Source organism: Pseudosulfitobacter sp. DSM 107133 (genome assembly GCF_022788695.1).
Classification (GTDB): Bacteria; Pseudomonadota; Alphaproteobacteria; order Rhodobacterales; family Rhodobacteraceae; genus Pseudosulfitobacter.
The window spans coordinates 1238954-1264546 of record NZ_CP085154.1; the positions used below are offsets into that span (position 1 = coordinate 1238954).

Sequence of the window (25593 nt, forward strand, 5' to 3'; positions counted from 1 at the left end):
CCTATCCGACGAGCCGCGCCAGAAACCCCGACAGATCGTCGGTGTGATGGTGGATGTGATCGGCAGGGGCGGCAACGTCTGCCACATGCACGGTGCGCATCCCCATCGCATGCGGGGCGGCCAGATTGCGGGTGTCGTCCTCGAACATCGCGGCAACCTCGGGGCGCAGCCCGTCGGTGGCAAAGATCGTTTCGAAGGCCGCGCGGTCGGGCTTGGGCAGGAAATTGGCGTGTTCAACCCCGTAGATCGCGTCGAAACAGCCCGCCAGCCCGCGCGCGGCCAGCACCCGTTCGGCATAGGGACCGCTGCCGTTGGTATAGACGATGCGCTGCCCGGGCAGGGCACGCAGCCGCGCGGCGAGTTCGGCATCGGCTGTCAGATGGCTCAGGTCGATGTCGTGCACATCTGTGAGGTACGGCGCCGGATCGACGCCATGTTCGCGCATCAGTCCGGCCAGCGTCGTGCCGTGCGTGCGCCAGTAGTGCAGGCGCAAACGGTCCGCCTCGGCGCGGTCGACGCCAAGCGAGTCCATCACATAGGCGGTCATGCGCACCTCGATCTGATCGAACAGGCGCGCCGAAGGGTGATACAGCGTGTTGTCGAGGTCAAAGACCCAGGACGTTACATGGGAGAAGTCTGGATTGGGCATGCCCCGTGGTAGGCCCGCCCGCGCGCTTGTGCAAGCGCCAAGGCTTGCGCACCCGCGCCCCGCGCCCTTAGGGTGCGCGCAAGACTGCCAAAGGCCGGAGCGCGTGATGAAACCAGTGAACACCGATGCCTATTCGATGATCCTCGAAGCCATCGACATGGGGAAATACCGCCCCGGCGACCGGTTGGTGGAAAGCGAACTGGCTGACAGGTTCGGTATGTCGCGCACGCCGATCCGCGAGGCCCTGCAACGGCTTGAGACGCAATCGCTGCTGGCGCGCGACGGGCGCAGCCTGATCGTGGCGTCGCTGGACCACAACCAGATGGCCGAACTGTATGTGGTGCGCGGCGAGCTTGAGGGGCTGGCCGCCAACCTTGCCGCCCGCCATGCCACCGCCGAAGAGGTGCGCGTGCTGCGCGAGATGGTCGCGGCGGACAACAAACTGCTGAACGATCCGGCAGCGATGGCCCGCGCCAACCGGCGGTTTCACAAACAGATCCATCTGGCGTCACACAACCGCTATCTGGTGCAGCAACTGGATCTGGTGCACCGCAGCATGGCGTTGATGGCGACAACATCGCTGGCCGCAGAGGGGCGCGCCGAGATCGCCCAGCAGGAACACGACGCCATCGTGCGCGCCATCGAGGCGGGTGACGGGGCTGCGGCCGGGGCTGCCTTGCGCGAGCATATCTCGGTGGCCTTCATGACGCGGCTGAAACTGGATGCGGCGCGGCGCGAGGAAGAGGGTTGAGAGATACAGTTTCTCAGGGCCGCAGTCTGCCGGGCAGGGGCCGCGAAAACAGGAGTTGGTGATGGACCATCCTGAGACGATCAAAACAATCCTTGATGCGCTAAGCGACACGCCCGACATCAGGGCGCTGTTTCTCAGTGGAAGCTATGCGAATGGAATGGCCGACGCCTATAGCGATATCGACTTTGTTCTGGTGGCAAAGGATGGCGCAACCGATGCCATTGCCGGACAGTGGCATGAAGCCGTCGCGCAGACCGGAGAGATCGTGCTGTGGTGGGACAGGACGACTGTGCCTGTTCTGATCAATGCCATCACTGCCGACTGGACGCGCACCGATGTGATTATCCTGAAACCCGAGCAGTTGGCAGCACACACGCAACACAGCCTGAAACCGTTGTTCGACCATGACAATCTGTATGACGGGCTGGCCGCCGCGCCCGTGCCTGCGGGGCCGAACCTTGAAAAATTCACATACCAGATCGAGGAATTCATCCGTATTCTGGGCCTGCTGCACCTTGCCGCGGGGCGCGCGGAATACATCAATGGTGTTCTGGGCGTCTATCATCTGCGCAATCTTCTGGTCGCGTTGCTGATCGAAGAGACCAACGCCCCGAACCGTGGTGGCGTGCTGCATTTGAACCGGCTTATCACCGACGCGCAAAAGGCGCTGTTGGTGTCATTGCCCTCGCCTGTTCCCGAACGGGAGGCAATGATTGCCGCCCATCTTGCCTATGCCAAAGCCTATTTGCCCCGCGCGCGCAGGCGCGCCCGCCAGATCGGTGTGGATTGGCCCGAGCGGTTCGAGGCGGTGACTTGGGACAGGCTGGACCAGACATTGGGGATTAAGCGGCCCTACGCGATGGAAGACTAACCCAGCCTCCTGTCTGTTTGACTGTCTGGACCCTAAACATCCTCTGTCGCCTCGGCGTAGCCGTGCTGGGTCTTGTCCCAAAAGAACGGCTGCGCGATCATTTCGTGCAGCGCCTTATAGGCGGCCAGCGCGCCCAGCGGGAAATAAAACGGCATTGTCGGCACCCACATCAGCAGATGGCGGTGGGGGCGCCCGGATACGGCGGCCAGCCCCAGTGTCAGGTTCAGCAGTTCGGAAATCACAAATACGACGGTCATTGCCCATACGACCTGCGGCCCCAAGGTCAGATGCACCGGATGCGGCAGCCCCAGCGGGATCAGCCAGAACGACCATAAAAACGGCGCTGCGGCAAACTGGGTGAAGGTCGCCAGAAAGATCACCTGCAAGCCCATCACCCGCTTCCACCCCAACTCGCGCAGCAACTGGCGCGGATGGCGCATGTGGACGAAATAGGTGATCATGAACCCCTTCAGCCAGCGCGAACGTTGCCGCACCCAACGCCAGGGGCGGCAATTGGCCTCTTCGTGGGTGACGGTGGGCAGCAGTTCGGTGCGATAGCCGTGGCGCGCCAGTCGCACGCCCAGATCGGCATCTTCGGTGACATTGTGCGCGTCCCAGCCGCCCAGGTCTTCCAGAATGTCGCGGCGGAAAAACAACGTCGTGCCGCCCAACGGAATCACCAGCCCCAACCGCGCGATGCCCGGCAGAACCAGTCGCCACCACGTCGCATATTCGATGGTGAAACAGCGCGACATCCAGTTGGTGCGGGGGTTGTAATAGTCCAGAATGCCTTGCAGGCAGGCTACATCGGGCGGGGCCTGCTGAAATCGCAACACTACCTTTTCGATCTGGTCCGGTTCCGGCGCGTCCTCGGCATCCCAGACACCGATGATCGAGCCCTTGCAGAAATCCAGCGCATAGTTCAGCGCCCGTGGCTTGGTGGTCAGGCACTGGGCGTCGGGCACTTCGATTACGCTCATCCACGGCGGCAGCTCGGTGCGCGCGATGGTCTCGCGCGTGACGGTGTCTCTGGCCTCAAGCACCAATACAACTTCAAGCAGGGATTTGGGGTAGGTCAGGCGTTCCATACGCTTGATCAGGGCATTTGCGATTTCTTTTTCGTGTAAAAGGGGCACCATGACCGACACACGCGGCAGGCGGAAAGGTGGGGGCACGGGGGGCGGCGCTGTCAGGTGATCGTGCAGGCCTCCTATTAGCTGCATGATCAGGGCAGCCCCTTTCATCGCTGTCGTCAGCACCAATGTCAGCACCGCCCACAGGCAGGCCAGTGTCACGGTCCAGGTCGGGGCCAGAAGCAGGCAGGCCGTTAACGCAAAGCCTGCCGACCACAGCCACAACGCCCGCGCATTGCTACCCGCGCCCCAGTTGCGGCAGCTTTCTATGCTGGCGACGCGGGTGATGGCCTTGTGCGCCAGTTCGGCGCTGAACAGGCGGTTGATCTGTTCAAGGATGGCAGCGGGATCGGCCACCACGGGCATCATTGCAGGGCCGCGCGTGCCCATACACCGTTGTAGATTGTGGAACAGATCGGGCCGCGCGGTGGCCACAAGAAGCGTGTCCCCTGCCCAGATCCATGGCACGACATGATGGCGCAGACACATGGCGGTGGGCAAGGCAGAGGCGACATTGCGCCGTGGTGGTGTCGCGCGCAGGTCGATCATCTGGACGTTGTGTTGTTTGGCCAGTGTGGACAGCAGATCGGTGCGCCGCAGCACCCCTTCGGCCACCAGAATATCGCCAAGCTGCGCATCGACGCGTCGTTGCAGCCCAAGGGCGTTCAGCAGATCCTGGCGCGATATCAGATTGTTGTTGACCAGTTGGCGGCCCAACGGCGCGGTGGGGCGCAGGTCGCAAACCCCTTCGGGCTTTAGCAGTCGCAGTCGTGGATCGCTCATTCACACCCTCTACCCGCTGGACAGATGTCAGCTTGGGCAGAGGAAGGTTAATGGCACGTTAAGAGGCAGGCGTTGCGTTAACGGTTTCGCTGGCGCAGGGGCGTGTTATTCAAGTGACCTGGGGATTTTGTAACGTCGAAACGGTGCCCCGGTGTGGAAGGCCGGACTTGGCCGGCCTTCCATGGGTCATTCCGGAAAATCCTCCCGGAGACTTAGCTGGCGCGAGCAGCCATCGCTTCGGCGAAGCGCTCGAACAGATAAAAGCTGTCTTGCGGGCCGGGGCTTGCTTCGGGGTGGTGCTGCACCGAATAGACCGGGCGGCCTTCCATGCGGATGCCGCAGTTCGACCCGTCGAACAGCGAGGTGTGGGTTTCAACCACACCTTTGGGCAGGGTCTGACCATCGACAGCAAAACCGTGGTTCATCGAGGTGATTTCAACCTTGCCGGTTTCGTGGTCCTTCACCGGATGGTTTGCCCCGTGGTGGCCGTGGTTCATTTTCACGGTCTGCCCGCCAAGCGCCAGCGCCAGCATCTGGTGACCCAGACAAATGCCAAAGACCGGCAGGTCGGTCTGTTCCAGAATGCCCTTGATCATCGGCACCGCATAAACGCCGGTGGCCGCCGGATCGCCGGGGCCGTTGGACAGGAACACGCCGTCGGGATTGTGCGACAGCACTTCCTCGGTGGTGGCACTTGCGGGCAGCACGGTCACGTCGCACCCGGCCGAGGCAAGGCAGCGCAGGATGTTGCGCTTGGCACCGTAATCAACGGCGACCACTTTGTATTTGGGGTCTTTTTGCGGCAGATATCCCTCGGGCCAGGCCCAGCGCATTTCGTTCCAGCTGTAGGATTGCGCGCAGGTGACTTCCTTGGCCAGATCCAGCCCTTCGAGGCCGGAAAAGGCGCGGGCGGCGGCAACCAGCGCCTCGGTGTCGAACACGCCATCAGGATTGTGTGCCAGCGCTACATGTGGTGCACCGGCCTGACGGATCGCGCGGGTCAGGCGGCGGGTGTCGACACCGCCAATGGCGATGCGTCCGCGTGCTGCCAGCCATTCGCCCAGCGGCCCTGCGCTGCGCCAGTTCGACGGATCGGTCGGCATCCATTTCACCACCATGCCCGCCGCCACCGGATCGGCGGTTTCGTCGTCTTCGGGCGTGATGCCGGTGTTGCCGATGTGCGGGAAGGTAAAGGTGACGATCTGACCCGCATAGGACGGGTCGGTCATGATCTCCTGATAGCCGGTCATTGCCGTGTTAAAGCACAGTTCCGCCTGGGTCTGGCCGGTGGCGCCAAACCCCACCCCGTAGAATAGCGTGCCATCGGCAAGGGCAAGACAGGCGGTCGGGTGCGTGGGAGCGTGCGCGGACATGGGCGGCCTCATGTGTACAGGGATGCGAGCAAAGTCGCGCGAAACTAGTCATTGCGACAGGCCGGGTCAAGGGCAGGCGCTATTTTGCGAAATCGTTATATATCAGTAACTTGGACCACATCGGAACGGTTGCAGCGCGGCTGGCGTTTCGGTATTGTCACAAACTTATCATCAACCCATGGGGATGGGACACACATATGGATATGCGAACCCGGATTTCGACTGCATTAAAGCAGGCGATGAAGGAAAAAGCCACCGACCGGCTTTCGACGCTGCGGCTGATCAATGCGGCCTTCAAGGACAAAGACATTGATGCCCGCGCAGCAGGGGCCGAAGACGGCGTTGACGATGCCGCCTTGCTGGCGATTCTCAGCCGCATGGTCAAACAGCGTCAGGAAAGCGCGCGCGCCTACGAAGAGGGCGGGCGGCTGGATCTGGCCGAGCGGGAACGCGCGGAGGTCGAGATTATCGAAGAGTTCCTGCCCCAGCAGTTGAGCGAAGCGAAGAGCGCGGCAGCCGTTGATGCGGCTGTGGCCGAAGTGGGTGCCGAGAGCATTCGCGACATGGGCAAGGTGATGGCTGTGCTCAAGGCCAAATACACCGGCCAGATGGACTTTGGTGTTGTGGGCCCGATGGTCAAGGACCGTCTGAGCGCCTGATGCAAATGGCCCGCAGGTCTCTGCCACGGGCCGAAATACAAGCATGAGCCGCCGCCCCGGATCGGGGCGGCCCGCCACAAGCGATGATTCTAACGGCGCAACGCGCGCAGCAGTTCATCATAGAGCGCGATACGCTCTTCCTCGGCCAGAAACGCACCGATCTCGACCTCGCGGCCCATGCCCTTGAGCGTGATATAGTGCGGCACCGGTCCGTCTTTTTCGTATCTGGTCACCTGTACCCAATAGCGGTTGCAGTCCCATTGCTGCGTGTTGCCATCGGGATTGGTGCGCAGCAGGTGTACCGTGTCTTCTGAAATCGTCAGAACTTCGGTGATCTGGCGGCTGCGATAGTTGTGTTGCAGGGCAAAATACAGTCCCCAGACCGCCAGCAATGTGAACGGCAGCAGCCCCCACAGCAGGGGCGTGCCCAACAGCGGCATGGTCGGGATCAGCAACAATGTGAAAGTGCCCAGCACAAAGGCCGCCATCCCGCGTGCAGGCAGGGATTGGTGCGGCCACAGGCGCAACTGTTGGGTCGGTGCGTCGGGTCTGGAAGTCCAGCGATAGGGCATTGGGGGGCTTTGGTGGTTTCGCGTTGGGGAAACGATAGCACCGCATTGGCGCGCGGCAATGCGACAAGCTGTGCCATAGGGGCGCTGCCCCTCGGCCTGCGGCCTCACCCCGGAGTTTATCTGGCAAGATGAAGCGGGCGACGTTGCGGAGCGTGGAAAGTTGCGGCGCATAGAAAAAGGGCCCCGACCGCCGCCGGAGCCCTTGAGATTTTCAGGATGGTCCGGCGCCTAGTGGCGCTGGTGGTCCCATTCTTCCTGCTTGGGCAGGATTTCGAACGTGTGCTCGGGCGGCGGGCTGGGCAGTGTCCATTCCAGCGTGTCCGCATATTCGTTCCATGGGTTGTTCTCGGTGACGCGTGCACCTTTCAGCAGCGTGTAGATGACGATGCCAAAGAAGAACAGGAACGAGGCGAAGGACAGGAAGGCGCCCCAGCTTGAGACATAGTTCCAGGTCGAGAATGCCTCGGGATAGTCGATGTAGCGACGGGGCATGCCCTGACGGCCCAGGAAGTGCTGCGGGAAGAAGGTGATGTTCGCACCGATGAACATCATCCAGAAGTGCAGCTTGCCAGCCCATTCGGGGTACATGCGGCCTGTCATCTTGGGGAAGTAGAAGTAGATCCCCGCGAAGATCGCGAACACGGCGCCCAGGCTCATCACGTAGTGGAAGTGTGCCACAACGTAGTATGTGTCGTGATAGGCGCGGTCGACGGCAGCCTGGCTCAGGACGATGCCGGTAACGCCACCCACGGTGAACAGCACCAGGAAGCCAAAGGCCCACAGCATCGGTGTCTTGAACTCGATCGAGCCGCTCCACATGGTGGCGATCCACGAGAACACCTTGACCCCGGTGGGGACCGCGATGACCATCGTTGCCAGCATGAAATAGGACTGCTGGTTCAGCGACATGCCGACCGTGTACATGTGGTGCGCCCACACGACAAAGCCCAGCACACCAATGGCGATCAGCGCCCAGACCATCGGCAGGTAACCGAAGATCGGCTTGCGCGAGAAGGTGGCGATGACGTGGCTGATGATGCCAAAGCCCGGCAGGATCACGATATACACTTCGGGGTGTCCGAAGAACCAAAGGATGTGCTGGTACAGGATCGGGTCACCGCCGCCGGCAGGATCGAAGAAGGTGAAGCCGAAGTTGCGGTCCATCAACAGCATGGTGATTGCGCCCGCCAGAACCGGCAGGGACAACAGGATCAGCCAGCTGGTGACAAAGATCGACCACGAGAACAGCGGCACCTTGAACAGGGTCATGCCGGGGGCACGCATGTTCAGGAAGGTTGTGATCATGTTGATTGCGCCCAGGATCGACGAGGCACCCGAGACGTGGACCGCAAAGATCGCAAGGTCCATCGACATGCCGCCTTCGCGCACCGACAGGGGCGGATACAGAACCCAACCCACGCCCGAGCCGTGCTGACCGCCCTCGGAGGGGGCCAGAACCGAACAGACGGCCAGTGTTGTACCGGCGACATACATCCAGAACGACAGGTTGTTCATCCGCGGGAACGCCATGTCCGGCGCGCCGATCTGCAAGGGCATGAAATAGTTGCCAAACCCGCCGAACAGGGCGGGAATCACCACGAAGAACATCATCAGGATGCCGTGGCCGGTGATCAGCACGTTCCAGAGGTGTCCGTTGGGGGTACATACATCGGACGACGCGATCAGACGCGCACCCTCCTGACACATGAACTGCACACCGGGGTGCATCAGCTCAAGCCGCATATAAACGGTAAATGCGACCGAGATGAAACCGGCGAATGCGGAAACGATAAGGTACAAGATACCAATATCTTTATGGTTTGTGGACATGAACCAGCGGGTGAAGAACCCGCGTTCGTCGTGATGATCGTGCCCGTGAATGGCTGCGTCTGCCATGCGGTGCCTCCTGCTGAGATGTCTACAGGACACGCCAAAGACGGCGTGGCCCGGTTCTGGAGTGGTTCTAGAACGTTGGGGCGGCTGCATCAATGCATGATCTTGCCGCAGGTGGGGAATAATTGTCGCGGGGGCAGCCGTCGCTGCGGGCAGGGTTTGTATTCTGTGTAGATGCTCTATTTGCTTTGGTACGCCGACAATCGGAGAACGTCGCAGTGGCCCCAAACTTGCAAAGACTCCTTTATAGTACCCTGACAGGGGGCAACGGGCACGCCAGCAGTGACCAGAACCGCGCATTTGCCACGCATTTTTCCGCCCTTACCGCGTCCAAGCTGGCCGGTGGGCTGGTTGATCCCAAGCTGGTGCTGTCCGCGCTGCTGGTCGCGCTTGGGGCGCCTGGAGGATTCGTCGGTGCGCTGGTGCCCGTGCGCGAGGCGGGGGCGCTTTTGCCCCAGCTGGCACTGGCCGCGTGGATCGAGCGCAGCCGCCAGCGCAAGTGGTTTTGGGCCGCAGGGGCCGCAGGGCAGGGCGTTGCGGCGCTGGGCATGGCGGCAACGGCACTGTTGCTGGAAGGGTCGGTGGCAGGTTGGGGTATCCTGGCCTGTCTTGCGCTGCTGGCCGTATGCCGCTCGGCCGGGTCGGCCAGTTACAAGGATGTGCTGGCGCGCACGTTGGACAAGGGCACGCGCGGAACAGTGTCGGGCTTGGCCGGCACGCTGGGTGCGGTGGGCGTGCTGGGGGTTGCGGTATTGCTCAGCGTCAGGATCATTCCGGGAACGCCCTCGGCGATTGCCGTGGTAATCGCGCTGGCGGGCGTGCTGTGGATTGTCGCGGGGCTGATTTTTGCACGTCTGGACGAGCCGGAAGCGCAAACAGGTAATGCGGATCAAGGGCTTGGCGGTTTGCGGGCCGTGTTCGCTCCGTTGCGCCGCGATGCGCAACTACGCCGCTATATCCTGACGCGCACGCTGCTGATCTCGACCGCGCTGGCGCCGCCCTTTGTGGTGATGCTGGCGGGGTCACAAGGCGACGGCATCAACCTTGGGCATCTGGGCCTGTTGGTGCTGGCCTCTTCGGCGGCGGCGATTGTGTCGTCCTATGTCTGGGGGCGCCTGTCAGACCGGTCGTCACGGCTTACGTTGATGTTTGCCGGTGTGGCGGCGGCCGGTGTGCTGGCGCTGGCGGCGGCGGTTGGCACGCTGACAGGCGGTCTGGGCGGCCCCTTTGGTGCTGCGGGCTTCGTTTTTGCTGCGAAAATCGCATATGAAGGGGCACGGGCCGGGCGCAAGACGCATCTGGCCGATATGCAGGCGCATGGGCAAAAGGCGGTCTATACCGCGCTGAGCAACTCGATTCTCGGGGTGATGTTGTTGCTGGGCGGGGGATTCGGGCTGTTGGCTGATGCGGCCGGGCCTGCGCTGGTGCTGGGTGTCTTTGCGGTGATGGCGGCGGGCGGTGCGCTGGTGGCGCTGGGGCTGGATGAGGTGCAACAGGCTTCGGGCGATTAGGCTTCGAACACCCGATCAAAGCTGCGCCGCAGTGCCACGTCCACGTCTTCCATGGTCACCGGCAGACCCAGATCGACCAGCGACGTGACCCCGTGGTCGGTGATTCCACAGGGCACGATGCCGCTGAAATGCGACAGATCCGGTTCGACATTGATGCTGATGCCGTGAAAGCTGATCCATTTGCGCAGCCGGATCCCGATGGCGGCAATCTTGTCTTCGGCCATCGTGCCGTCGGCCTGCGCCGCCTTTTCGGGCCGCTGCACCCAAACGCCCACGCGGCCATCGCGAATCTCGCCCTTGATGTTAAAGCTGTCCAACGTGTCGATCACCCAGGCTTCGAGGTCGCGCACAAAGCAGCGCACATCGCGCCCGCGTTTGCCCACATCCAGCAGGGTATAGGCCACCCGTTGGCCCGGCCCGTGATAGGTGTATTGCCCGCCGCGCTTGGTGGGATAGACCGGAAAACGGTCGGGATCGGTCAGGTCGGCAGGCTTGGCCGAAGTGCCCGCAGTGTAGAGGGCGGGGTGTTCCAGCAGCCAGATGCATTCGTCTGCCGTCCCCGCCGCGATCTGGGCGGCGCGTTCTTCCATCCAAGCCTCGGCCTGGCGATAGTCGGTCAGGCCCGGGGTGGTGATCCACTCTACCATCAGGTTCAGGCAGCCTCTTCCAAAGTCTGGCGCAGGATTTGCGCGTAGTTTTCAGCGCCTTGTGCACCGGTGACCAGATATTTGCCACCAAAGACCATCGAGGGCACGCCTGAAATCCCGCGCGACGTCCAGAATTTCTGCTTTTCGCGGACAGAGTCGACCAGGGCACCGCTGTCCAGCACCTCGCGCGCCGCCGCCGCGTCGATGCCGACCGACGTCGCCACGTCGATCAACACCGCTGGATCCGAGACATCGCGGTTGTCGGTGAAATGCGCCTTGAACAGCGCCAGTTTCAGCGGGTGTTGCAGGCCCTGTGACAGGGCAAAATCCAGCATCTGATGCGCCTGAAAAGAGTTCACCATGCGGCTTTCGGGGGTAAAGTTGAAGTCGAACCCCAGGGATTTCCCAAGATCTTGCAGGTGTTTGCGGTTTTGCGCGGATTGCTCGGCGCTTGCGCCGTATTTTTCAGCGATATGCTCGGCGGTGTTCTGGCCTTCGGGCGGCATGTCCGGGTTCAGCTCGAAAGGATGCCAACGGATGCGCGCGCCGATGCCTGTGGCGGCCAGCGCCTGTTCCAGCTGACGATAGCCGACGATGCACCACGGACACATTACGTCTGAAACGATGTCAACGTCGACCACAGGCCCCTGAGGTAGGGGCGTATCGGAAGCGGAGGGGGTGGACATGGGCATGAACCTTTGCTGTTTGGACCTAAGGTCGTATCTGTGCCGCCGAATTGCAACCCACAGCCCTGTGTGCAGCTTTGCGCGAAATTTCCACTTCACATCTGAACGGGGGCGGTCTATAGCCCGCTCACCAAGCGACTGGCGTGCGGCCGTGGCGGAATGGTAGACGCGCAGCGTTGAGGTCGCTGTGGGGTAACACCCGTGGAAGTTCGAGTCTTCTCGGCCGCACCATCCCCCCTTGGATCAATCATGCGCAGCTGTTTCACGACGCTTGTCGCTTTTCCAGACCATGTCCCCGATGTCGCTTTGCCCCTCGCGCTTCCCCGACCGGGACAAGCCGCAATGTATCATCCGTCACAGAGCCGTATGCACACCGATTCCGTCGACCACCATGAACGGCAGGCCTTTTGAACAGTTCTCGAACCGTGTCTCGACGCCGTAGAGGCGTCGCAGCAGGGCGCTGTCCAGAATGCTGCGGGTCGGGCCTGCGGCCTCAAGCGTGCCGTTGTTCAACGCGATGGCCGTGTCGCAATAGCGCAAGACCTGATTGAGATCGTGCAGCGCCAGCAGAACAACTGCGCCGGTTGATTGCGCATAGCTGCGCAGGAATTCCAGAACCTCGAACTGGCGGTACAGGTCCAGCGCCGATGTGGGCTCGTCCATCAGCACGATTTTCGGCCCGCACACCAGCGTTTGTGCAATCGACACCAGTTGACGTTGCCCGCCCGACAGTTCGGCCAGCTGGCGAAAGGCAAGCGCTTCGATTTTCAGCGCCCGCAGGATGGTGTCCACCGCGTCCAATTCCTCGGCCTCCAGGCGCCAGCTGTGGCTGTCCTGTTTCAGCGCCAGTACCACCGCCTCGTAAACGCTCAGCGCGGCGGAGGTGCTGGTGTCCTGCGGCATATACCGCAGATCGGTCTTGTCGGCTCCGGTGATCTGAACTGTTCCCGCACCGGCAAGCTGCCCTGCGATGCGCCGGAACAGCGTTGATTTTCCGGCGGCATTGGCACCGATCAGCGCCGTCAGTCCGCCCCCCGTCAGTTCGGGTGTGGTCACGTTGTCAAACACGGTTTTACGCCCGTAGCGCGCGCCAAGGCGATCCAGTCGAAGGCTTACCATTTGCGTCTTCCGTTGGTGAAGATCAGCATGGCAAAGAAGGGCACGCCCACCAATGCAGTGATGACGCCAATCGGCAGCACCGCACCGGGCAGAAGCACCTTGGACAGGACCGAGGTGGCCGACAGGATCAAGGCGCCCGCAAGGATTGAGCCGGGCAGGAAAAACCGCTGGTCTTCGCCCAGCAACAGGCGGGCGACGTGGGGGCCGACGATGCCGATAAACCCGATGGTGCCGACGAAGGACACCGGCACAGCGGCCAGCAAACTGACCAGCAGCAGCGTTTCCAGCCGCAGGCGGCGCACCGGCACGCCCATCGCGGCGGCGCGGGTTTCTCCCAGCCGGATCGCGGTCAGCGCCCAGGCGCGACGGGCAAACAGCGGGGTGCAGATCAACAGGATCGCGCCGGTGATTGCCACCTTGCCCCATGTTGCCTTGGTCAGGCTGCCCATGGTCCAGAACACCACGGCAGCCAGCGCCTGTTCTGAGGCGAAATATTGCAGCAGCGCCAAAGCGGCGTTGAAGGTGAACACCAGCGCGATGCCCAGCAGGATGATGGTTTCAACCGTCACGCCGCGCATCGAGGACAATCCGTAAATCAGCAATGATGCCGCCATCGCCATGGCAAAGGCGTTGATCGGCACCATGATGCCGACCGCCGCCGGCACGATCGCCACGCCCAGCACCATTGCCAAAGCCGCGCCAAAGCTGGCCGCCGCCGACAGGCCCAGTGTGAACGGGCTGGCCAGCGGGTTGGCCAGAATGGTTTGCATCTGCGCCCCTGCCAGCGACAGGCAGCCGCCCACCGTCACCGCCATCAGCGCCATCGGCATGCGGATGTCCCAGACCACCACGCGCATTTGAAGATCTGCGGCACCGGGAAACAGTATCGTTTGAAAGACTTCGCCAAGCGCATAGCGCGCCGGCCCCAGCGAGATGTCGACGCCGATGCTCAGCACCAACAGCGTGCTCAGCAGCCCCAACAACAGCATACGCCGCAGCACAAGGCGGGCGTAGGGATGAGCCGTAGCTGGCGCGACGTGAAAGGTCGGTTCACTGGCAGCACTCATGGTGATGTCCTTTTTAACGGTGCGTGCAGCGGCCCTTGGGGACCGCTGCGCCAAGACCTAGTTGACGGTTACGAAGTAGCCTGGACGATAGGGCACCGGCAGGAACCGCTCGTGCAGTTCGCGGAAGGTGGCGTCGGGGTCGAGATCTGCAAAAAGATCAGGGTGGAACCATTTTGCCAGCTGTTGCACAGCGACGAACTGGTAGGGGCTGTTGTAGAACTGGTGCCAGATGGCATGGACCTGACCGGTTTTCTTGGCCGTGCTGCCGGTAAAGGCGGGGCGCTCCATCAGATGCGCAAGCTTGGTACGCGCCATGTCCAGATCCGCACCGGACCCGACACCGATCCAGTCACCGCCGGGCACATACATTTCCCAGTTGGCGCCGGTTACCACCACCTGATCGGGGTTCGATGCGACGATCTGTTCGGGGTTCACGGTGCCAAAGGTGCCGGGAATAAAGGCACTTGCCAGGTTCGTACCGCCCGCCAGTTCCACCATCTTCCCGAAGTTTTCATTGCCAAAAGACATGCAGCAATCTTCGCTATAGCCACCCGCGCGCTCCATGAACACCAGCGGGCGTTCAAGATCGGGCTGCGCGTCGATCACATCTGTTACCCTTGCCATCTGAGTGCGGTAAAAGTCGTTGAACTCGGTTGCGCGCTCGGATTTTCCGAACAGTTCACCGATAATTTCCATCGACGCAGCAGTGTTTTCCATCGGGCGTTCGCGGAAATCGACATAGACCAGCGGAATGCCCACGGCGGCAAGCTTTTCGATATAGCCGCCTTCCTCGTTGGCGGCCTTGGCTTCCAGGTTCATGATGATCACATCGGGCGACAGGGACACGGCCTGTTCGATGTCGAATGTGCCGTCCTTCATGCCGCCGAATGTGGGGATGTCGTCAATCTGCGGAAAGAGTTCCTTGTAGGCGTTATAGCCGTCCAGATCGGCCTTCATGAAATCATCACGCCAGCCAACGACACGGCCAAAGGGGTCTTCGGTGTCCAGCACCGAGGCGAAAAAGATCTGGCGGCCTTCACCCAGAATCACCCGTTGAACCGGCGTTTCGACCGCGACCTGACGGCCCGTGATGTCGGTAATTGTGGTGGTGTCAGCCTGTGCAGACGTAACCAACGCGATCAGCCCTGCGGCCAGAGCGGTGCCAAATTTTGTGAAAGAACGATGATGAAACGCCATAGGGGCCTCTTTGATAGGTTTCCTTTCGACTATTTTGACCAACTATAATAGTCAACTATATTGTTGACTTGTTTAGTCGGGAAATATTTTGTACGGGCCTGTTGACGCCTGACCAGATGACGGACCACATGATGAACGCCCACAGCACCGCCGGAACCAACCGCGATCTACGAGACGAAATCCGTGATTACTGGTCTGACAGGGCAGCACATTTTGACAGTGATCCGGGGCACAAGATCGGCGATGGCGCGGAACGCCGTGCCTGGCAGGCGCTGTTTACCCGACACCTGGGACCTGCACAGGGGCGCAAGGTGCTGGATCTGGCCTCGGGAACCGGCGAAATAGCGATGCTGGGTGCGGGGTTGGGCTTTGATGTGACCGGTCTGGACTGGTCCGAAGCCATGCTGGAACTGGCGCGTGCCAAAGCGGCAGCGCAGGCCGGTGATGTGCGGTTCTTGCAGGCCGATGCCGAGCGGACGATGGAGCCGGATGCAAGCTATGACGTCATAACCACGCGCCATCTGGTCTGGACGCTGGTTGATCCTGCAGCCGCCTTTTGCGAATGGCTGCGTGTTTTGCGGCCGGGCGGGACGCTGTTGCTTGTCGACGGGGACTTTGTGAAACGATCCCTTGTGCACCGGCTTCTGGCGCGTGCCTTGGGAATCGCCAGCGCCGGAGCCAGCCGCGATGCCATTCGGCACAATTCCATCCTGTCGCGTGTCTATTTTTCGCAGGGTGCGCGCGCGCGCGAAGTGGCCGATTTGTTGCGCGCTGCGGGGTTTGTTGATGTGTGTATCGACACGGCTATGGGCGATGTCCATCGCGCGCAAAGGGCGGGCTTGGGGTGGCGTAAGGCATTGTTGCGCACTCAGGAACATCGCTATGCGATCTGCGCCCGCAAACCGGTAGACCAGAGGCCAGAAGCGGCGCACTGCGCTTGAAGCGGCGGGTGTCTGGTACAGGTGCGCAACTCCGAACCAAATCAGTTCAATCGGGCAGGGCGGCATCAGGTCGAAAATCGGGCCCGCGTTAAGCGCAAGGTAAGATTGCAACGTTAAACGATAGGCAACTGTCAATCGGAACCCGCTGTCTGTGCAGTCATGCGGGCTGATCAATGAGGTGCCGGATGTCGATGCAACGTGGCTTTAGAATGCTCAAAAACGCGATAACGAGTGTATTGGCCAAGAATCTGCTGGGTGTGGCCCTTGTGGTCATCTTGATTTTCGCGATTTCGGTTTGGCGAGAGCAAATCGAAACCAAGGCCACGCTTACCGAAAATTTGCGCGAGCGGTCCGGCGAAGTTACCGGACTTTTGGCGCAGCAGCTGGGCGCTTCGATCAAATTCGGCAACGCAAAAGTGGTGACCGAAGCCGTCGAGGGTGTCGTATCACATGCCGCCCCTTCTGCCGTGGGTGGCCTGGTCCTGGGGGTATCCGGTACGGTATTGTACCAGACGGTATCGGCCGATTTTGACGCTGAAGCTGCGACAACACTGGCGCAGCAGGCAATCGACGAGGGCACTGATGTTGCGTTGGCGGATGGCACGCTGACGGCGGTGCCTGCGCGCTTGGGGGCAGATCAGGCGATAGTCGGTGCGGTTGTCACGGGCTGGACCCATCAGCCGGATTTGCTGCAACTTGCAGCGGCAACACAGCGCAACACGCTCGAAATCGGTTTGATGATGGTTCTGGCGTTGATTGCGACGGGTATTTACCTTTGGCTTTACATGTTACGCCCCTTGATCCGAATTCAGGGCGCGATGGGCAAAGTGGCAGCCGAGGACTATGAATCGCCGATTCCCTTTACCAAACGTAACGATGAAATCGGCGGTATCGCGGCGCGACTGGAACAATTCCGGAATGATCTGGGCCGCGCAAAAGGGGCGCAACGCGAGGCCGCCTTCAAGAGCGCAGCATTCGAAGGGTCATCTGCCGGTATGATGATGGTCGACAACAGCTTTGTCGTCACCTTTGTCAATCCGGCCTGTTCAACGCTTTTGTCCGGCATGGTGGATGGATTGCGCGCGCGTTGGCCCGGCATTTCCGATGCGGCATGGGTCGGGGCCGACCTGTCAAATATGGAAGACCTCAGAGCGCTGGCGCAAGCTGTGCAAAGCCGGGGCGCAGCGGCTCTGCCGAAAGAGGTTCCGGTGCAGATTGCCGACCGGCATATCAACATCAAGGCGAATGCGGCGCTGGATCAGGCGGGCGAGATGATTGGTGCCGTGATCGAATGGGCTGATGGAACGGAAACGCACCGTGACGCAGTGTTGCTTGGGGCCATTGATGCCAACCAGATCCGGTTGGAATTCGATGCGCGTGGCAGTTGTGTCAACGCAAATGAAAATGCTGCGACGGCTTTGGGCGTGGCCGTGCAGAATTTGATAGGAACAAATTTCGAGAGGTTCTTTGGCTCTGCACAAAGCGATACCGGTTTGCCGGCGGATCTGGCTCAGACGGTTTTGCAAGGGGCGGCGGTTCAAGGATGCTTTGATGTCTCGACGCCGTCCGCAGCCGGTACGATCTTGCATTTCGAGGGGGCATTTGCCGGAGTCTTCGGGGCCGACAGCCAGCCCGAGCGCGTGGTGTTCCTGGGCACGGATGTCACCGAGAGCCATCATGCGGTGCGTGAGGCAGAAGAGACGCGGGCGCGGATTTCACAAGAGCAGCAGCGCGTCGTCGAGGCACTGGCGCTTGCATTGCAAAAACTCTCCGAGGGCGATCTGAACTCGGATATTGTCGATGCGTTTCCGGAAGACTACGAAGCTTTGCGACGCAACTTTAACGACGCCACAGCGTCGCTCAGAACGGCCATCGGGGCCGTCATGCACAACGCTGAATCGATCCGCCATGAAACCAGCGAGATCACCAGCGCGGCGGATGATCTGTCTCGCCGGACCGAAAAGCAGGCCGCGACATTGGAAGAAACGGCGGCGGCGCTGGACAAACTCACAGAATCCGTCCGTTCGGCAGCTGAAAGCGCGGATGCAGCCAGCAAGATGTCAGCAGACGCCCAGCAGAACGCCGAACAAGGCGGCGGGGTTGCCAAAGAAGCTGTGCGGGCGATGGATGAAATCAAAACATCCAGCCAGGAAATTTCCAAGATCACCAGCGTGATTGACGACATCGCCTTTCAGACCAACCTGCTGGCACTGAACGCGGGTGTCGAGGCGGCGCGCGCAGGCGAAGCGGGGCGCGGTTTTGCCGTCGTGGCCACCGAGGTCCGTGCGCTGGCGCAACGCTCGTCCGAAGCCGCGCGCGAGATCAACGCCTTGATTTCGGCTTCGGGGGATCAGGTGCGTCAGGGCGTCGATCTGGTTGACCGGACCGGCAATGCGCTTGCAGCGATTGTCACGTCGGTGTCGGATATTTCCGAACGGGTTTCGGCCATTGCGGCTTCGGCACGCGAACAGTCGAATGGTTTGAACGAGGTGAACACGGCAGTGAACGAGCTGGACCATGTCACCCAGCAAAACGCAGCAATGTTCGAGGAAACGACTGCCGCCAGCCATGCTTTGACCGCTGAAGCCGACGGTTTGGCCGCAGCTGTCTCGGCGTTCCGCATGGGGAATGCACCGCAACCGGCCGCAAGACTGGCCGAGGCTGCAAAGCCAATGGCACCTGTCACACGGTCACAACCGGTGGCCCCGACACCCATTGCAGGGGCGCCGATGGCTGGTAACACAGCGCTGAAATTCGAAATTCAAGAGCCCGAAGAAGACGGATGGGAAGAGTTCTAGTCGATATCAGGGGCGCAAATGCGAAACGCCGCCAATGTGGCGGCGTTTTCTGACCGGTAAGTCCAGGAGATATTACGCCGCGCGACCACCGGCAAAGCGCGTTTCCCATCCTTCGCGGTCGTCGTCGGTGATCTTGGCAAACAGCACGTCGGGCACGCTGAACACATGACCCGGTTGAAGCTCGGACAGGGCCTGTGCCACATCGGACGGCCACACCGCTGCTGTGTCCAGATTCATCGCCGCCCGCATCGAGGCCGCCGCATCCGGTATGAAGGGTGCAGAGAGCGTCGCGTAAAAGGCAATCAGGTTCAGCGCCAGCCGTATCTGCGCAGCCGCTGCATCGGGATCGGATTTGAACACGTTCCAGGGCGCAACCGATTGCAGGTATTCATTGCCCGCCACCCAGATCGCGCGCAGTTCGGCGGCTGATTTGCGCACTTCGCGGGCATCCATCAGGTCTTCGTAACGTTTCAACCGCGCTTGCAGATCGGCAATCAGCGCCTCTTCGACCGGGCCATAGCTGCCTGCTGCCGGAACTTCTTCCGAAAATTTCGAGCGGCAGAATTTGGTAACGCGGCTGACAAAGTTGCCCAATACATCGGCCAGATCCTTGTTCACACCTTGTTGGAACTGCTCCCAGGTAAACTCGCTGTCCGAGGTTTCGGGGCAGTTGGCCAGCAGCCACCAGCGCCAATAGTCGGCGGGCAGGATCTCCAGCGCCTGATCCATGAAAATCCCGCGCCCCTGGCTGGTCGAGAACTGGCCGCCGTCGTAGTTCAGGTAGTTGAACGATTTCAGATGGTCTACCATCTTCCACGGCTCCTGCGAGCCCAGGATCGTGGCGGGGAACGACAGGGTGTGGAAGGGCACGTTGTCCTTGCCCATGAACTGCGTATAAGTCACGTCGTCGGCGCCCTTGTCGGTGCGCCACCAGCGTTCCCAGTCCGTATCGTGCGTCTCGGCCCATTCGCCGGCACAGGCGATATATTCGATGGGTGCGTCGAACCAGACATAGAACACCTTGCCCTCCATGCCCGGCCAGTCGGCGTCACCGCGTTTGACCGGAATGCCCCAATCCAGATCACGGGTGATGCCACGGTCTTGCAACCCGTCGCCATCGTGCAGCCATTTCTTGGCAATCGACGTGGTCAGAACCGGCCAGCCCGTCTTGCTGTCGATCCACTGATCCAGCGTGTCGCGCAGTTTGCTTTGGCGCAGGAACAGGTGCTTGGTTTCGCGCACTTCCAGATCGGTTGACCCCGAGATCGCCGAACGCGGGGCGATCAGGTCGGTCGGGTCCAGCTGTTTGGTGCAGTTTTCGCACTGGTCGCCGCGCGCCTTGTCATAGCCGCAGTTGGGGCAGGTGCCCTCGATGTACCGGTCGGGCAAGTAGCGTTTGTCAGCAATGGAATAGACTTGTTTCTCTTCCACTTCCTCGATCAGCCCAGCGTCGAACAGACGGCCTGCGAAATGCTGGGTCAACCGATGGTTCTGCGGGCTGGAAGAGCGACCAAAATGGTCGAATGACAGGCGGAACCCTTGTGCGATGCGCGCCTGCACCTCGTGCAATTCGGCGCAGTATTCGGCGACCGGCTTGCCGGCCTTGGCAGCCGCCAGTTCGGCTGGGGTGCCGTGTTCGTCTGTGGCGCACAGAAACAGCACCTCGTTGCCACGGCCCCGTTGGTAGCGGGCGAACAGGTCGGCAGGCAATTGCGAGCCGATAAGGTTGCCAAGATGTTTGATGCCGTTGATGTACGGAAGGGCGGAGGTGATCAGGTGACGGGTCATTTTTGCGCCTATGGTCTGCGTTTCATGTTGCTTTAGCAGCGCAGGGGGGGCGGGGAAAGGGTCAGTCGCGTTCGCGGCTGCGTCCGATCAGGCGCCCGATCACAAAGCTGGTGCGTGGGGCATAGATATAGCGGGTGCGTTTGCGCTTGGTTGGACGGGCGCGCAGCCGGGTCAGGCCAAAGACGATCAGGGCAGCATGCCCGACCGAGATCATCCCGAACAACGCGCCGGGGCCATAGCTTGTGATCAATGCCGAGGCGGCATAGGGTGCCGCAATCGCACCAATGGCATAAAAGAACATCAGTGCGGCCGACAACTCGACCCGCTCGTCGGCGCTGGCAAAATCATGAGCATGGGCCGAGGCGACAGAATAGATCGGAAAGGTGGTCAGCCCGAACAAACCGGCCGTCAGCATGATCCCTGTGGTGCCAAGGCCACTGGCCGACACGGTGATACCACAGCTGACGATGGCCGCCGCCGACAGCCAGATCAGCACCCACCGCCGGTCGTATTTGTCGGCCAGCCACCCGACGGGATATTGGGCAAGCGCCCCACCCAGGACAAAGGCAGACAGAAACCACGCAATTTGCCCGGCGCTCAGCCCCACGTCCTGACCGTAGACCGGCCCGACCATGCGAAAACTGGCCGAGGACAATGCAGCCACCACCACACCGGCAGCAGCCAGCGGAGAGCGGTCCCACGCCAGCCGCGGACGCAAGCGCGGGGCGTCAGGGGTTTCGGGCTGTTGGGCGGTGGTCAGGGTCAGCGGCAGCAAGGCTGCGCAACACAGGATCGCAAGCATATTATAGCTGATGTAGCTGGCAGGTGACAGGATGCCGATTATCAACTGCGCGGCCAGTGACCCCGACATGTCCACAATTCGGTACACCCCCATGGTGCGCCCGCGGGTTTCATTGGTGACCTTGGCTTGCAGCCATGCCTCGATCACCGTGTAGCAGCCCGCCACACATAGTCCCGAGGCCACACGCATCAGTGCCCAGGCATAGGGATCGACCACCATCATATGGGCCAGCAACCCGATGGCGCCGGCTGCGGTAAAGGCGGCAAAGGCGCGGGAGTGGCCGACCGACCCCATCAGGCGCGGGGCCCACCAGCACCCGATGAAAAACCCAAAGAAATGGGCCGAGCCCAGCATCCCGATTTCCTGCCGTGAAAAGCCCAGCGTAAGTCCCGACAGCGCGTCCAATGGGCCGACGCCCCCGGAGCTGAGTTGCAGCAGCAGGACAGAGAGCAAAAGGGCAGCAAGGGAAATCAGCAATCGCATATCGCGCCACCATGGGCCTGCTTTGCGGCACAGCCAAGCTGGAAATCGACGCAATCGCGTCGTTTTTGTCCGCCGCGCGCCTTGCCGCATTGTCTGGGGCAAGTGGTTGTTCGTTCAAGTTTTCTGACAATTGCACAAGTTACGGTCGGTTAAGGCTTGTTGACTAAGTCGGATCATCAGTTGCGCTGCATTGTACCTTGCGATCTGAGGCTCTGGCGTTACGGTCTGGCACGGAAATAAGGGGATCTAAAATGAAGATGAAACCGTTGGGGCGCACGGGAATTATGGTGTCAGAGCTTTGCCTTGGGTCGATGACCTGGGGCACGCAGAACACGGCGGAAGAGGGTTTTGAACAGATCGAACGGGCGCTGGATGCGGGGATCAATTTCATCGACACCGCCGAAATGTACCCGGTAAACCCCATCAGCGCCGAAACCGTGGGACGTACCGAGCGGATCATCGGGCTTTGGCACGAAGATCGCGGGCGGCGACAGGACTATATCCTGGCCACCAAACATTCCGGCGAGGGCATGATGCACCGTCGTGACGGCGTGGCAATCTCGTCCGAGACAATTCCCGAAGCCATCGACGATTCGCTGCGCCGGTTACAGACCGATTACATCGACCTGTACCAGTTTCACTGGCCCAATCGCGGCAGCTATATGTTCCGCAAGAACTGGACCTTTGACCCGTCAGGGCAAGACCGCGCCGCCACGATTCAGAATATGGAAGATTGTCTGGGCGCGCTGCAACGCGAGGTGGAGCGCGGACGCATCCGGGCCTTTGGTCTGAGCAACGAAAGCGCCTGGGGTACAACGCAGTGGCTCGAGGCGGCCGCGCGCACGGGCGGGCCACGGGTTGCCACGGTACAGAACGAGTATTCGTTGCTGTGCCGCCTGTATGACACCGACATGGCCGAAATGAGCGTGAATGAAGACGTCGGCTTGCTGGCCTTCTCGCCGCTGGCGGCAGGGTTGCTGACGGGCAAGTATCAGGGCGGGGCAGTGCCCAAGGGGTCGCGCATGTACATCAATGGCGATCTTGGCGGACGCAAGACAGACCGTGTGTTCGGTGCGGTCGATGCCTATCTGGACATCGCGAAACGGCACGGGCTGGACCCGGTGCAAATGGCGCTGGCGTGGTGTTGCACGCGGCCTTTCATGGGCTCGGTGATCTTCGGGGCAACCACGATGGCGCAGTTGGAGGTTGCCTTGGGCATGGTCGACGTGACGCTGTCCGGTGAGGTTCTGGCCGAAATTGCCACCGCGCACCGCGCCCATCCGATGCCGTATTGATCAAGGTGTGACACTGGCGACGGCGCGCTTTGGCGGGCTGTTGCGCAGTGGATATTTAAGGCCAAAAGAAATCAGTGTTTATGCAGATTTGCGGTGCTGGCGCGCGCTGGTGCCGTGGGCCTGGGCATAGGCGCGGGCAAAGGCGGACTGGCTGGAAAATCCGGTGCTCAGCGCGATGTCATGCAACGGTCGGTGTGTCTGGGTGACCAGCCGCTCGGCCTCGGTCATGCGCAGGGCCATATAGTGGGCCTGCGGTGTTTGGCCGATGGCCGTTTTGAACTGCATTTGCAGCGCGCGCGGGCTCAGGCCCAGACGCTGCGCGATCGTGGCGATGGGCAGGGGCGCATCAAGCGTGGTTTCCATCAATGCATGCGCGCGGGCGGTGATGTGGCTGTGGCGTGACCGCTGCGGCTGGCGGATTTGCGGTTGCGACGGGGCAGCGGTGGTGTCGGTGATAAAGCTGCCCGCGACCTTGCGCGCCAGCGCGGGGCTACAGGTTTCGGCGATCAGCGCCAGCATCATGTCCAGCGTGGGCGCGGCCCCGCCTGCGGTGCGGTACTTGCCGCTGACCTGATAGCGCGCGTTCACAGTTTGGGTATCGGGAAAGCGGGCGGCAAAGGCTTCGAAATCCTCCCAGTGCACTGTGGCGGTGTGCCCGTCCAGTAGCCCTGTGCGTGCCAGCACCCATGGCCCACCGTCTACCCCCGCCACATGATCCGCGCGCGCCGCCAGCCTGCGCAGGCTGGACAGCAAGGCCGGTGTGCTTTGGCGCTCGGGATCAAACCCCGAGACGGTGACGATCCAGTTGCAGTGACTGATGCGCGCAAGGGGGTTGGCAGGAATAACAATGCCCGAGGTCAGCGTCACCGGTGCGTCGGCAGGCGTTGCCAGATGCCAGCGAAACAGCTGCCGCCCCGCATGGCGGTTCGCGGCCCGCAACGGATCGACCGCGGCGGCAAAGCTGAGTGTGTTGGTGGCATCAAGCACCAGCACGACGACTTCGATGATATTTTCGGATTTCATCAATTTGTCTTCGTATTCTGTCAAGTCTGCTGCAAAGATGCCGCCATGATATGGCGCAACGCAAGATGAAATCGGGGAAACACGCCATGCCATTGGCCATGAACAAAGACGTCTTTATCACCTGTGCCGTGACCGGCTCGGGCGCCACCCAGGACCGCAGCCCGCATGTGCCGCGCAGCCCCAAGCAGATTGCAGACAGTGCGATTGCCGCCGCCAAGGCCGGCGCCGCCGTGGTGCATTGCCACGTCCGCGATCCTGAAACCGGCGCGCCCAGCCGTGATCTGGCGATGTTCCGCGAGGTTACCGACCGCATCCGCGACAGCGACACGGATGTGGTGTTGAATTTGACGGCGGGCATGGGCGGGGACATCACCTTTGGCGATGTGGAAAACCCGATGCAGTTAAGCAAGGCAGGCACCGATATGGCGGGCGCAAGCGAACGGGTGGCTCATGTGGCAGAATGTCTGCCCGAGATCTGCACGCTGGACTGCGGCACGATGAACTTTGCCGAAGCGGATTACGTCATGACCAACACGCCCGGCATGTTGGTCGCCATGGGCCGGATGATGACCGAACTGGGGGTGAAGCCCGAGATCGAAGCATTTGACACCGGTCATTTGTGGTACGCCAAGCAATTGGTGAAAGACGGAGTGCTGGACAGCCCTGCGCTCGTGCAACTGTGCATGGGCGTGCCGTGGGGCGCGCCGGATGATCTGAACACATTCATGGCGATGGTGAACAATGTGCCCGACAACTGGACCTTTTCGGCCTTTGGTCTGGGGCGCAACCAGATGGCCTATGTCGCCGCGTCGGTGCTGGCGGGGGGCCATGTGCGCGTGGGGCTCGAGGACAACCTTTGGTTGGACAAGGGCGTGCTGGCCGAGAACTGGCAGCTGGTCGAACGGGCCGGCACCATTATCCAAAACATGGGCGCACGGGTGATCGGCCCCGCCGAGGTGCGTGAAAAGCTGGGGCTGGTCAAACGTGCGCCAAAGAGCTGAGTGCGTGAGGCGCAGCCTTTGGCTTGTCGGGCTGGGGTTGACGCTGCTGGCGGGCTGCGCGCAGCTGCCGCCACAACCGGGCTATCGCGATGGCTCTGTCATCATCGCCTCGACCACGCGGTTTGACGCGCAGCGCTTTGCCGGCGACTGGGTGGTGCGCGCGGCCTATCCGCAGGATGCGGACCTGCGTGGGGTGGCCGCACGGCAGGACGGAGCCGCTTTTTCGCTGCTCTGGCACCGGTGCAATACGACTGGCCAATGCGGCACTGTGGCCGAACAGTGGCCCGCGCAGGCCACGGGGCAGGGGCGTTATTTGCTGCGCGCGCCCAAGGGAAAGGCAGATCGCACCCTGTGGGTGCTGTGGGTTGACGACGGGTTTCGCACGGCCGTGGTGGGCACGCCGGATGGCACATGGGGCTGGATTCTGGATCGCAACACGACGGGCGGTGCGGATCGTATCGCCGCGGCACGCGAAGTGCTGGATTTCAACGGATATGACCTGACGCAGCTGGCAACACGGCCTTAGGCGCGGGCACATCAGAGTGGTTTCG

At 61.5% G+C, this 25593-nt stretch carries 22 protein-coding genes and 1 tRNA gene; 10 read left to right on the plus strand and 13 right to left on the minus strand.

Annotated features, from left to right (window positions below; genetic code table 11):
- Position 1: 1 nt before the first annotated feature.
- Complete coding sequence (locus tag DSM107133_RS06155) at positions 2–649, minus strand: pyrimidine 5'-nucleotidase (RefSeq protein WP_114293862.1); 648 nt, start codon at positions 647–649, stop codon at positions 2–4.
- Between the two features lie 106 nt (positions 650–755).
- Here DSM107133_RS06155 and DSM107133_RS06160 point away from each other — a divergent pair, with 106 nt between their 5' ends.
- Positions 756–1400: a GntR family transcriptional regulator gene (locus tag DSM107133_RS06160; RefSeq protein WP_114293863.1), complete on the plus strand. Its 645-nt coding sequence runs from the start codon at positions 756–758 to the stop codon at positions 1398–1400.
- A 61-nt stretch (positions 1401–1461) separates the two neighbouring features.
- Positions 1462–2271 (plus strand): nucleotidyltransferase domain-containing protein, encoded by an 810-nt coding sequence (locus DSM107133_RS06165; RefSeq protein WP_114293864.1) that lies wholly within the window; start codon positions 1462–1464, stop codon positions 2269–2271.
- Between the two features lie 32 nt (positions 2272–2303).
- Here DSM107133_RS06165 and DSM107133_RS06170 read toward each other — a convergent pair whose 3' ends face one another.
- A complete protein-coding gene (locus DSM107133_RS06170) occupies positions 2304–4187 on the minus strand; it encodes a glycosyltransferase family 2 protein (protein WP_114293865.1) in 1884 nt (627 codons plus the stop codon).
- 212 nt (positions 4188–4399) lie between these two features.
- Entirely contained in the window at positions 4400–5560 is a 1161-nt protein-coding gene (carA, locus tag DSM107133_RS06175; protein WP_114293866.1) for a glutamine-hydrolyzing carbamoyl-phosphate synthase small subunit, read from the minus strand.
- 197 nt (positions 5561–5757) lie between these two features.
- On the opposite strand from carA, the gene DSM107133_RS06180 reads away from it, so the two are divergent.
- Positions 5758–6219, plus strand: a complete 462-nt coding sequence (locus DSM107133_RS06180; protein WP_114293867.1) for a GatB/YqeY domain-containing protein — start codon at positions 5758–5760, stop codon at positions 6217–6219.
- An 89-nt stretch (positions 6220–6308) separates the two neighbouring features.
- Here DSM107133_RS06180 and DSM107133_RS06185 read toward each other — a convergent pair whose 3' ends face one another.
- Both DSM107133_RS06185 and ctaD read right to left on the minus strand, forming a co-directional pair.
- The gene (locus DSM107133_RS06185) at positions 6309–6791 is read right to left on the minus strand and encodes a DUF2244 domain-containing protein (RefSeq protein WP_114293868.1); all 483 of its coding nucleotides are present in this window, start codon (positions 6789–6791) and stop codon (positions 6309–6311) included.
- Between the two features lie 228 nt (positions 6792–7019).
- A complete protein-coding gene (ctaD, locus tag DSM107133_RS06190; RefSeq protein WP_114293869.1) occupies positions 7020–8687 on the minus strand; it encodes a cytochrome c oxidase subunit I in 1668 nt (555 codons plus the stop codon).
- 227 nt (positions 8688–8914) lie between these two features.
- Here ctaD and DSM107133_RS06195 point away from each other — a divergent pair, with 227 nt between their 5' ends.
- A complete protein-coding gene (locus DSM107133_RS06195) occupies positions 8915–10195 on the plus strand; it encodes an MFS transporter (protein ID WP_240310548.1) in 1281 nt (426 codons plus the stop codon).
- On the opposite strand, the gene lipB is transcribed toward DSM107133_RS06195, so the two are convergent.
- Both lipB and DSM107133_RS06205 read right to left on the minus strand, forming a co-directional pair.
- The gene (gene lipB / locus DSM107133_RS06200; protein ID WP_114293870.1) at positions 10192–10842 is read right to left on the minus strand and encodes a lipoyl(octanoyl) transferase LipB; all 651 of its coding nucleotides are present in this window, start codon (positions 10840–10842) and stop codon (positions 10192–10194) included. The genes DSM107133_RS06195 and lipB overlap by 4 nt on opposite strands.
- A gap of 5 nt (positions 10843–10847) precedes the next feature.
- Positions 10848–11528, minus strand: a complete 681-nt coding sequence (locus DSM107133_RS06205; protein ID WP_114293908.1) for a DsbA family oxidoreductase — start codon at positions 11526–11528, stop codon at positions 10848–10850.
- A 145-nt stretch (positions 11529–11673) separates the two neighbouring features.
- Here DSM107133_RS06205 and DSM107133_RS06210 point away from each other — a divergent pair.
- Positions 11674–11759 (plus strand) — tRNA-Leu (locus tag DSM107133_RS06210).
- A 123-nt stretch (positions 11760–11882) separates the two neighbouring features.
- Here the strand turns inward: DSM107133_RS06210 and DSM107133_RS06215 are convergent.
- From DSM107133_RS06215 to DSM107133_RS06225, 3 genes are read right to left on the minus strand one after another with little or no spacing between them, the layout of a single operon-like run.
- The gene (locus tag DSM107133_RS06215; RefSeq protein WP_114293871.1) at positions 11883–12647 is read right to left on the minus strand and encodes an ABC transporter ATP-binding protein; all 765 of its coding nucleotides are present in this window, start codon (positions 12645–12647) and stop codon (positions 11883–11885) included.
- Positions 12641–13714: an iron ABC transporter permease gene (locus tag DSM107133_RS06220; protein ID WP_114293872.1), complete on the minus strand. Its 1074-nt coding sequence runs from the start codon at positions 13712–13714 to the stop codon at positions 12641–12643. The genes DSM107133_RS06215 and DSM107133_RS06220 overlap by 7 nt, the downstream gene beginning before the upstream one ends.
- A gap of 57 nt (positions 13715–13771) precedes the next feature.
- Entirely contained in the window at positions 13772–14911 is a 1140-nt protein-coding gene (locus DSM107133_RS06225; protein WP_114293873.1) for an ABC transporter substrate-binding protein, read from the minus strand.
- Between the two features lie 128 nt (positions 14912–15039).
- On the opposite strand from DSM107133_RS06225, the gene DSM107133_RS06230 reads away from it, so the two are divergent.
- Entirely contained in the window at positions 15040–15852 is an 813-nt protein-coding gene (locus DSM107133_RS06230) for a methyltransferase domain-containing protein (RefSeq protein WP_205387835.1), read from the plus strand.
- A gap of 236 nt (positions 15853–16088) precedes the next feature.
- Complete coding sequence (locus DSM107133_RS06235; RefSeq protein ID WP_240310549.1) at positions 16089–18650, plus strand: methyl-accepting chemotaxis protein; 2562 nt, start codon at positions 16089–16091, stop codon at positions 18648–18650.
- Between the two features lie 72 nt (positions 18651–18722).
- Here the strand turns inward: DSM107133_RS06235 and metG are convergent, their stop codons facing one another.
- Both metG and DSM107133_RS06245 read right to left on the minus strand, forming a co-directional pair.
- Positions 18723–20438, minus strand: a complete 1716-nt coding sequence (gene metG / locus DSM107133_RS06240; protein ID WP_114293875.1) for a methionine--tRNA ligase — start codon at positions 20436–20438, stop codon at positions 18723–18725.
- Between the two features lie 61 nt (positions 20439–20499).
- Complete coding sequence (locus DSM107133_RS06245; protein WP_114293876.1) at positions 20500–21723, minus strand: MFS transporter; 1224 nt, start codon at positions 21721–21723, stop codon at positions 20500–20502.
- A gap of 251 nt (positions 21724–21974) precedes the next feature.
- Here DSM107133_RS06245 and DSM107133_RS06250 point away from each other — a divergent pair, with 251 nt between their 5' ends.
- A complete protein-coding gene (locus DSM107133_RS06250; protein WP_114293877.1) occupies positions 21975–23018 on the plus strand; it encodes an aldo/keto reductase in 1044 nt (347 codons plus the stop codon).
- A 78-nt stretch (positions 23019–23096) separates the two neighbouring features.
- Here DSM107133_RS06250 and DSM107133_RS06255 read toward each other — a convergent pair whose 3' ends face one another.
- Positions 23097–24041: a GlxA family transcriptional regulator gene (locus tag DSM107133_RS06255; RefSeq protein ID WP_114293878.1), complete on the minus strand. Its 945-nt coding sequence runs from the start codon at positions 24039–24041 to the stop codon at positions 23097–23099.
- 86 nt (positions 24042–24127) lie between these two features.
- Between DSM107133_RS06255 and DSM107133_RS06260 the strand changes: the two genes are divergently transcribed.
- Both DSM107133_RS06260 and DSM107133_RS06265 read left to right on the plus strand, forming a co-directional pair.
- The gene (locus DSM107133_RS06260; RefSeq protein ID WP_114293910.1) at positions 24128–25042 is read left to right on the plus strand and encodes a 3-keto-5-aminohexanoate cleavage protein; all 915 of its coding nucleotides are present in this window, start codon (positions 24128–24130) and stop codon (positions 25040–25042) included.
- A 4-nt stretch (positions 25043–25046) separates the two neighbouring features.
- Positions 25047–25568, plus strand: coding sequence for a lipocalin family protein (locus DSM107133_RS06265; RefSeq protein ID WP_114293879.1), 522 nt, complete (start codon positions 25047–25049; stop codon positions 25566–25568).
- Positions 25569–25593: the final 25 nt, after the last annotated feature.

Bases quoted from the DNA above. Each gene is read 5' to 3' on its own strand.
- lipB (WP_114293870.1), bottom strand. From the start codon at position 10,842: ATGGTAGAGTGGATCACCACCCCGGGCCTGACCGACTATCGCCAGGCC.
- metG (WP_114293875.1), bottom strand. From the start codon at position 20,438: ATGACCCGTCACCTGATCACCTCCGCCCTTCCGTACATCAACGGCATC.
- DSM107133_RS06185 (WP_114293868.1), bottom strand. From the start codon at position 6,791: ATGCCCTATCGCTGGACTTCCAGACCCGACGCACCGACCCAACAGTTG.
- DSM107133_RS06170 (WP_114293865.1), bottom strand. From the start codon at position 4,187: ATGAGCGATCCACGACTGCGACTGCTAAAGCCCGAAGGGGTTTGCGAC.
- DSM107133_RS06220 (WP_114293872.1), bottom strand. From the start codon at position 13,714: ATGAGTGCTGCCAGTGAACCGACCTTTCACGTCGCGCCAGCTACGGCT.
- carA (WP_114293866.1), bottom strand. From the start codon at position 5,560: ATGTCCGCGCACGCTCCCACGCACCCGACCGCCTGTCTTGCCCTTGCC.
- DSM107133_RS06230 (WP_205387835.1), top strand. From the start codon at position 15,040: ATGATGAACGCCCACAGCACCGCCGGAACCAACCGCGATCTACGAGAC.
- DSM107133_RS06250 (WP_114293877.1), top strand. From the start codon at position 21,975: ATGAAGATGAAACCGTTGGGGCGCACGGGAATTATGGTGTCAGAGCTT.
- DSM107133_RS06160 (WP_114293863.1), top strand. From the start codon at position 756: ATGAAACCAGTGAACACCGATGCCTATTCGATGATCCTCGAAGCCATC.
- DSM107133_RS06165 (WP_114293864.1), top strand. From the start codon at position 1,462: ATGGACCATCCTGAGACGATCAAAACAATCCTTGATGCGCTAAGCGAC.
- DSM107133_RS06260 (WP_114293910.1), top strand. From the start codon at position 24,128: ATGCCATTGGCCATGAACAAAGACGTCTTTATCACCTGTGCCGTGACC.
- DSM107133_RS06180 (WP_114293867.1), top strand. From the start codon at position 5,758: ATGGATATGCGAACCCGGATTTCGACTGCATTAAAGCAGGCGATGAAG.
- DSM107133_RS06205 (WP_114293908.1), bottom strand. From the start codon at position 11,528: ATGTCCACCCCCTCCGCTTCCGATACGCCCCTACCTCAGGGGCCTGTG.
- DSM107133_RS06225 (WP_114293873.1), bottom strand. From the start codon at position 14,911: ATGGCGTTTCATCATCGTTCTTTCACAAAATTTGGCACCGCTCTGGCC.
- DSM107133_RS06245 (WP_114293876.1), bottom strand. From the start codon at position 21,723: ATGCGATTGCTGATTTCCCTTGCTGCCCTTTTGCTCTCTGTCCTGCTG.
- ctaD (WP_114293869.1), bottom strand. From the start codon at position 8,687: ATGGCAGACGCAGCCATTCACGGGCACGATCATCACGACGAACGCGGG.
- DSM107133_RS06255 (WP_114293878.1), bottom strand. From the start codon at position 24,041: ATGAAATCCGAAAATATCATCGAAGTCGTCGTGCTGGTGCTTGATGCC.
- DSM107133_RS06215 (WP_114293871.1), bottom strand. From the start codon at position 12,647: ATGGTAAGCCTTCGACTGGATCGCCTTGGCGCGCGCTACGGGCGTAAA.
- DSM107133_RS06155 (WP_114293862.1), bottom strand. From the start codon at position 649: ATGCCCAATCCAGACTTCTCCCATGTAACGTCCTGGGTCTTTGACCTC.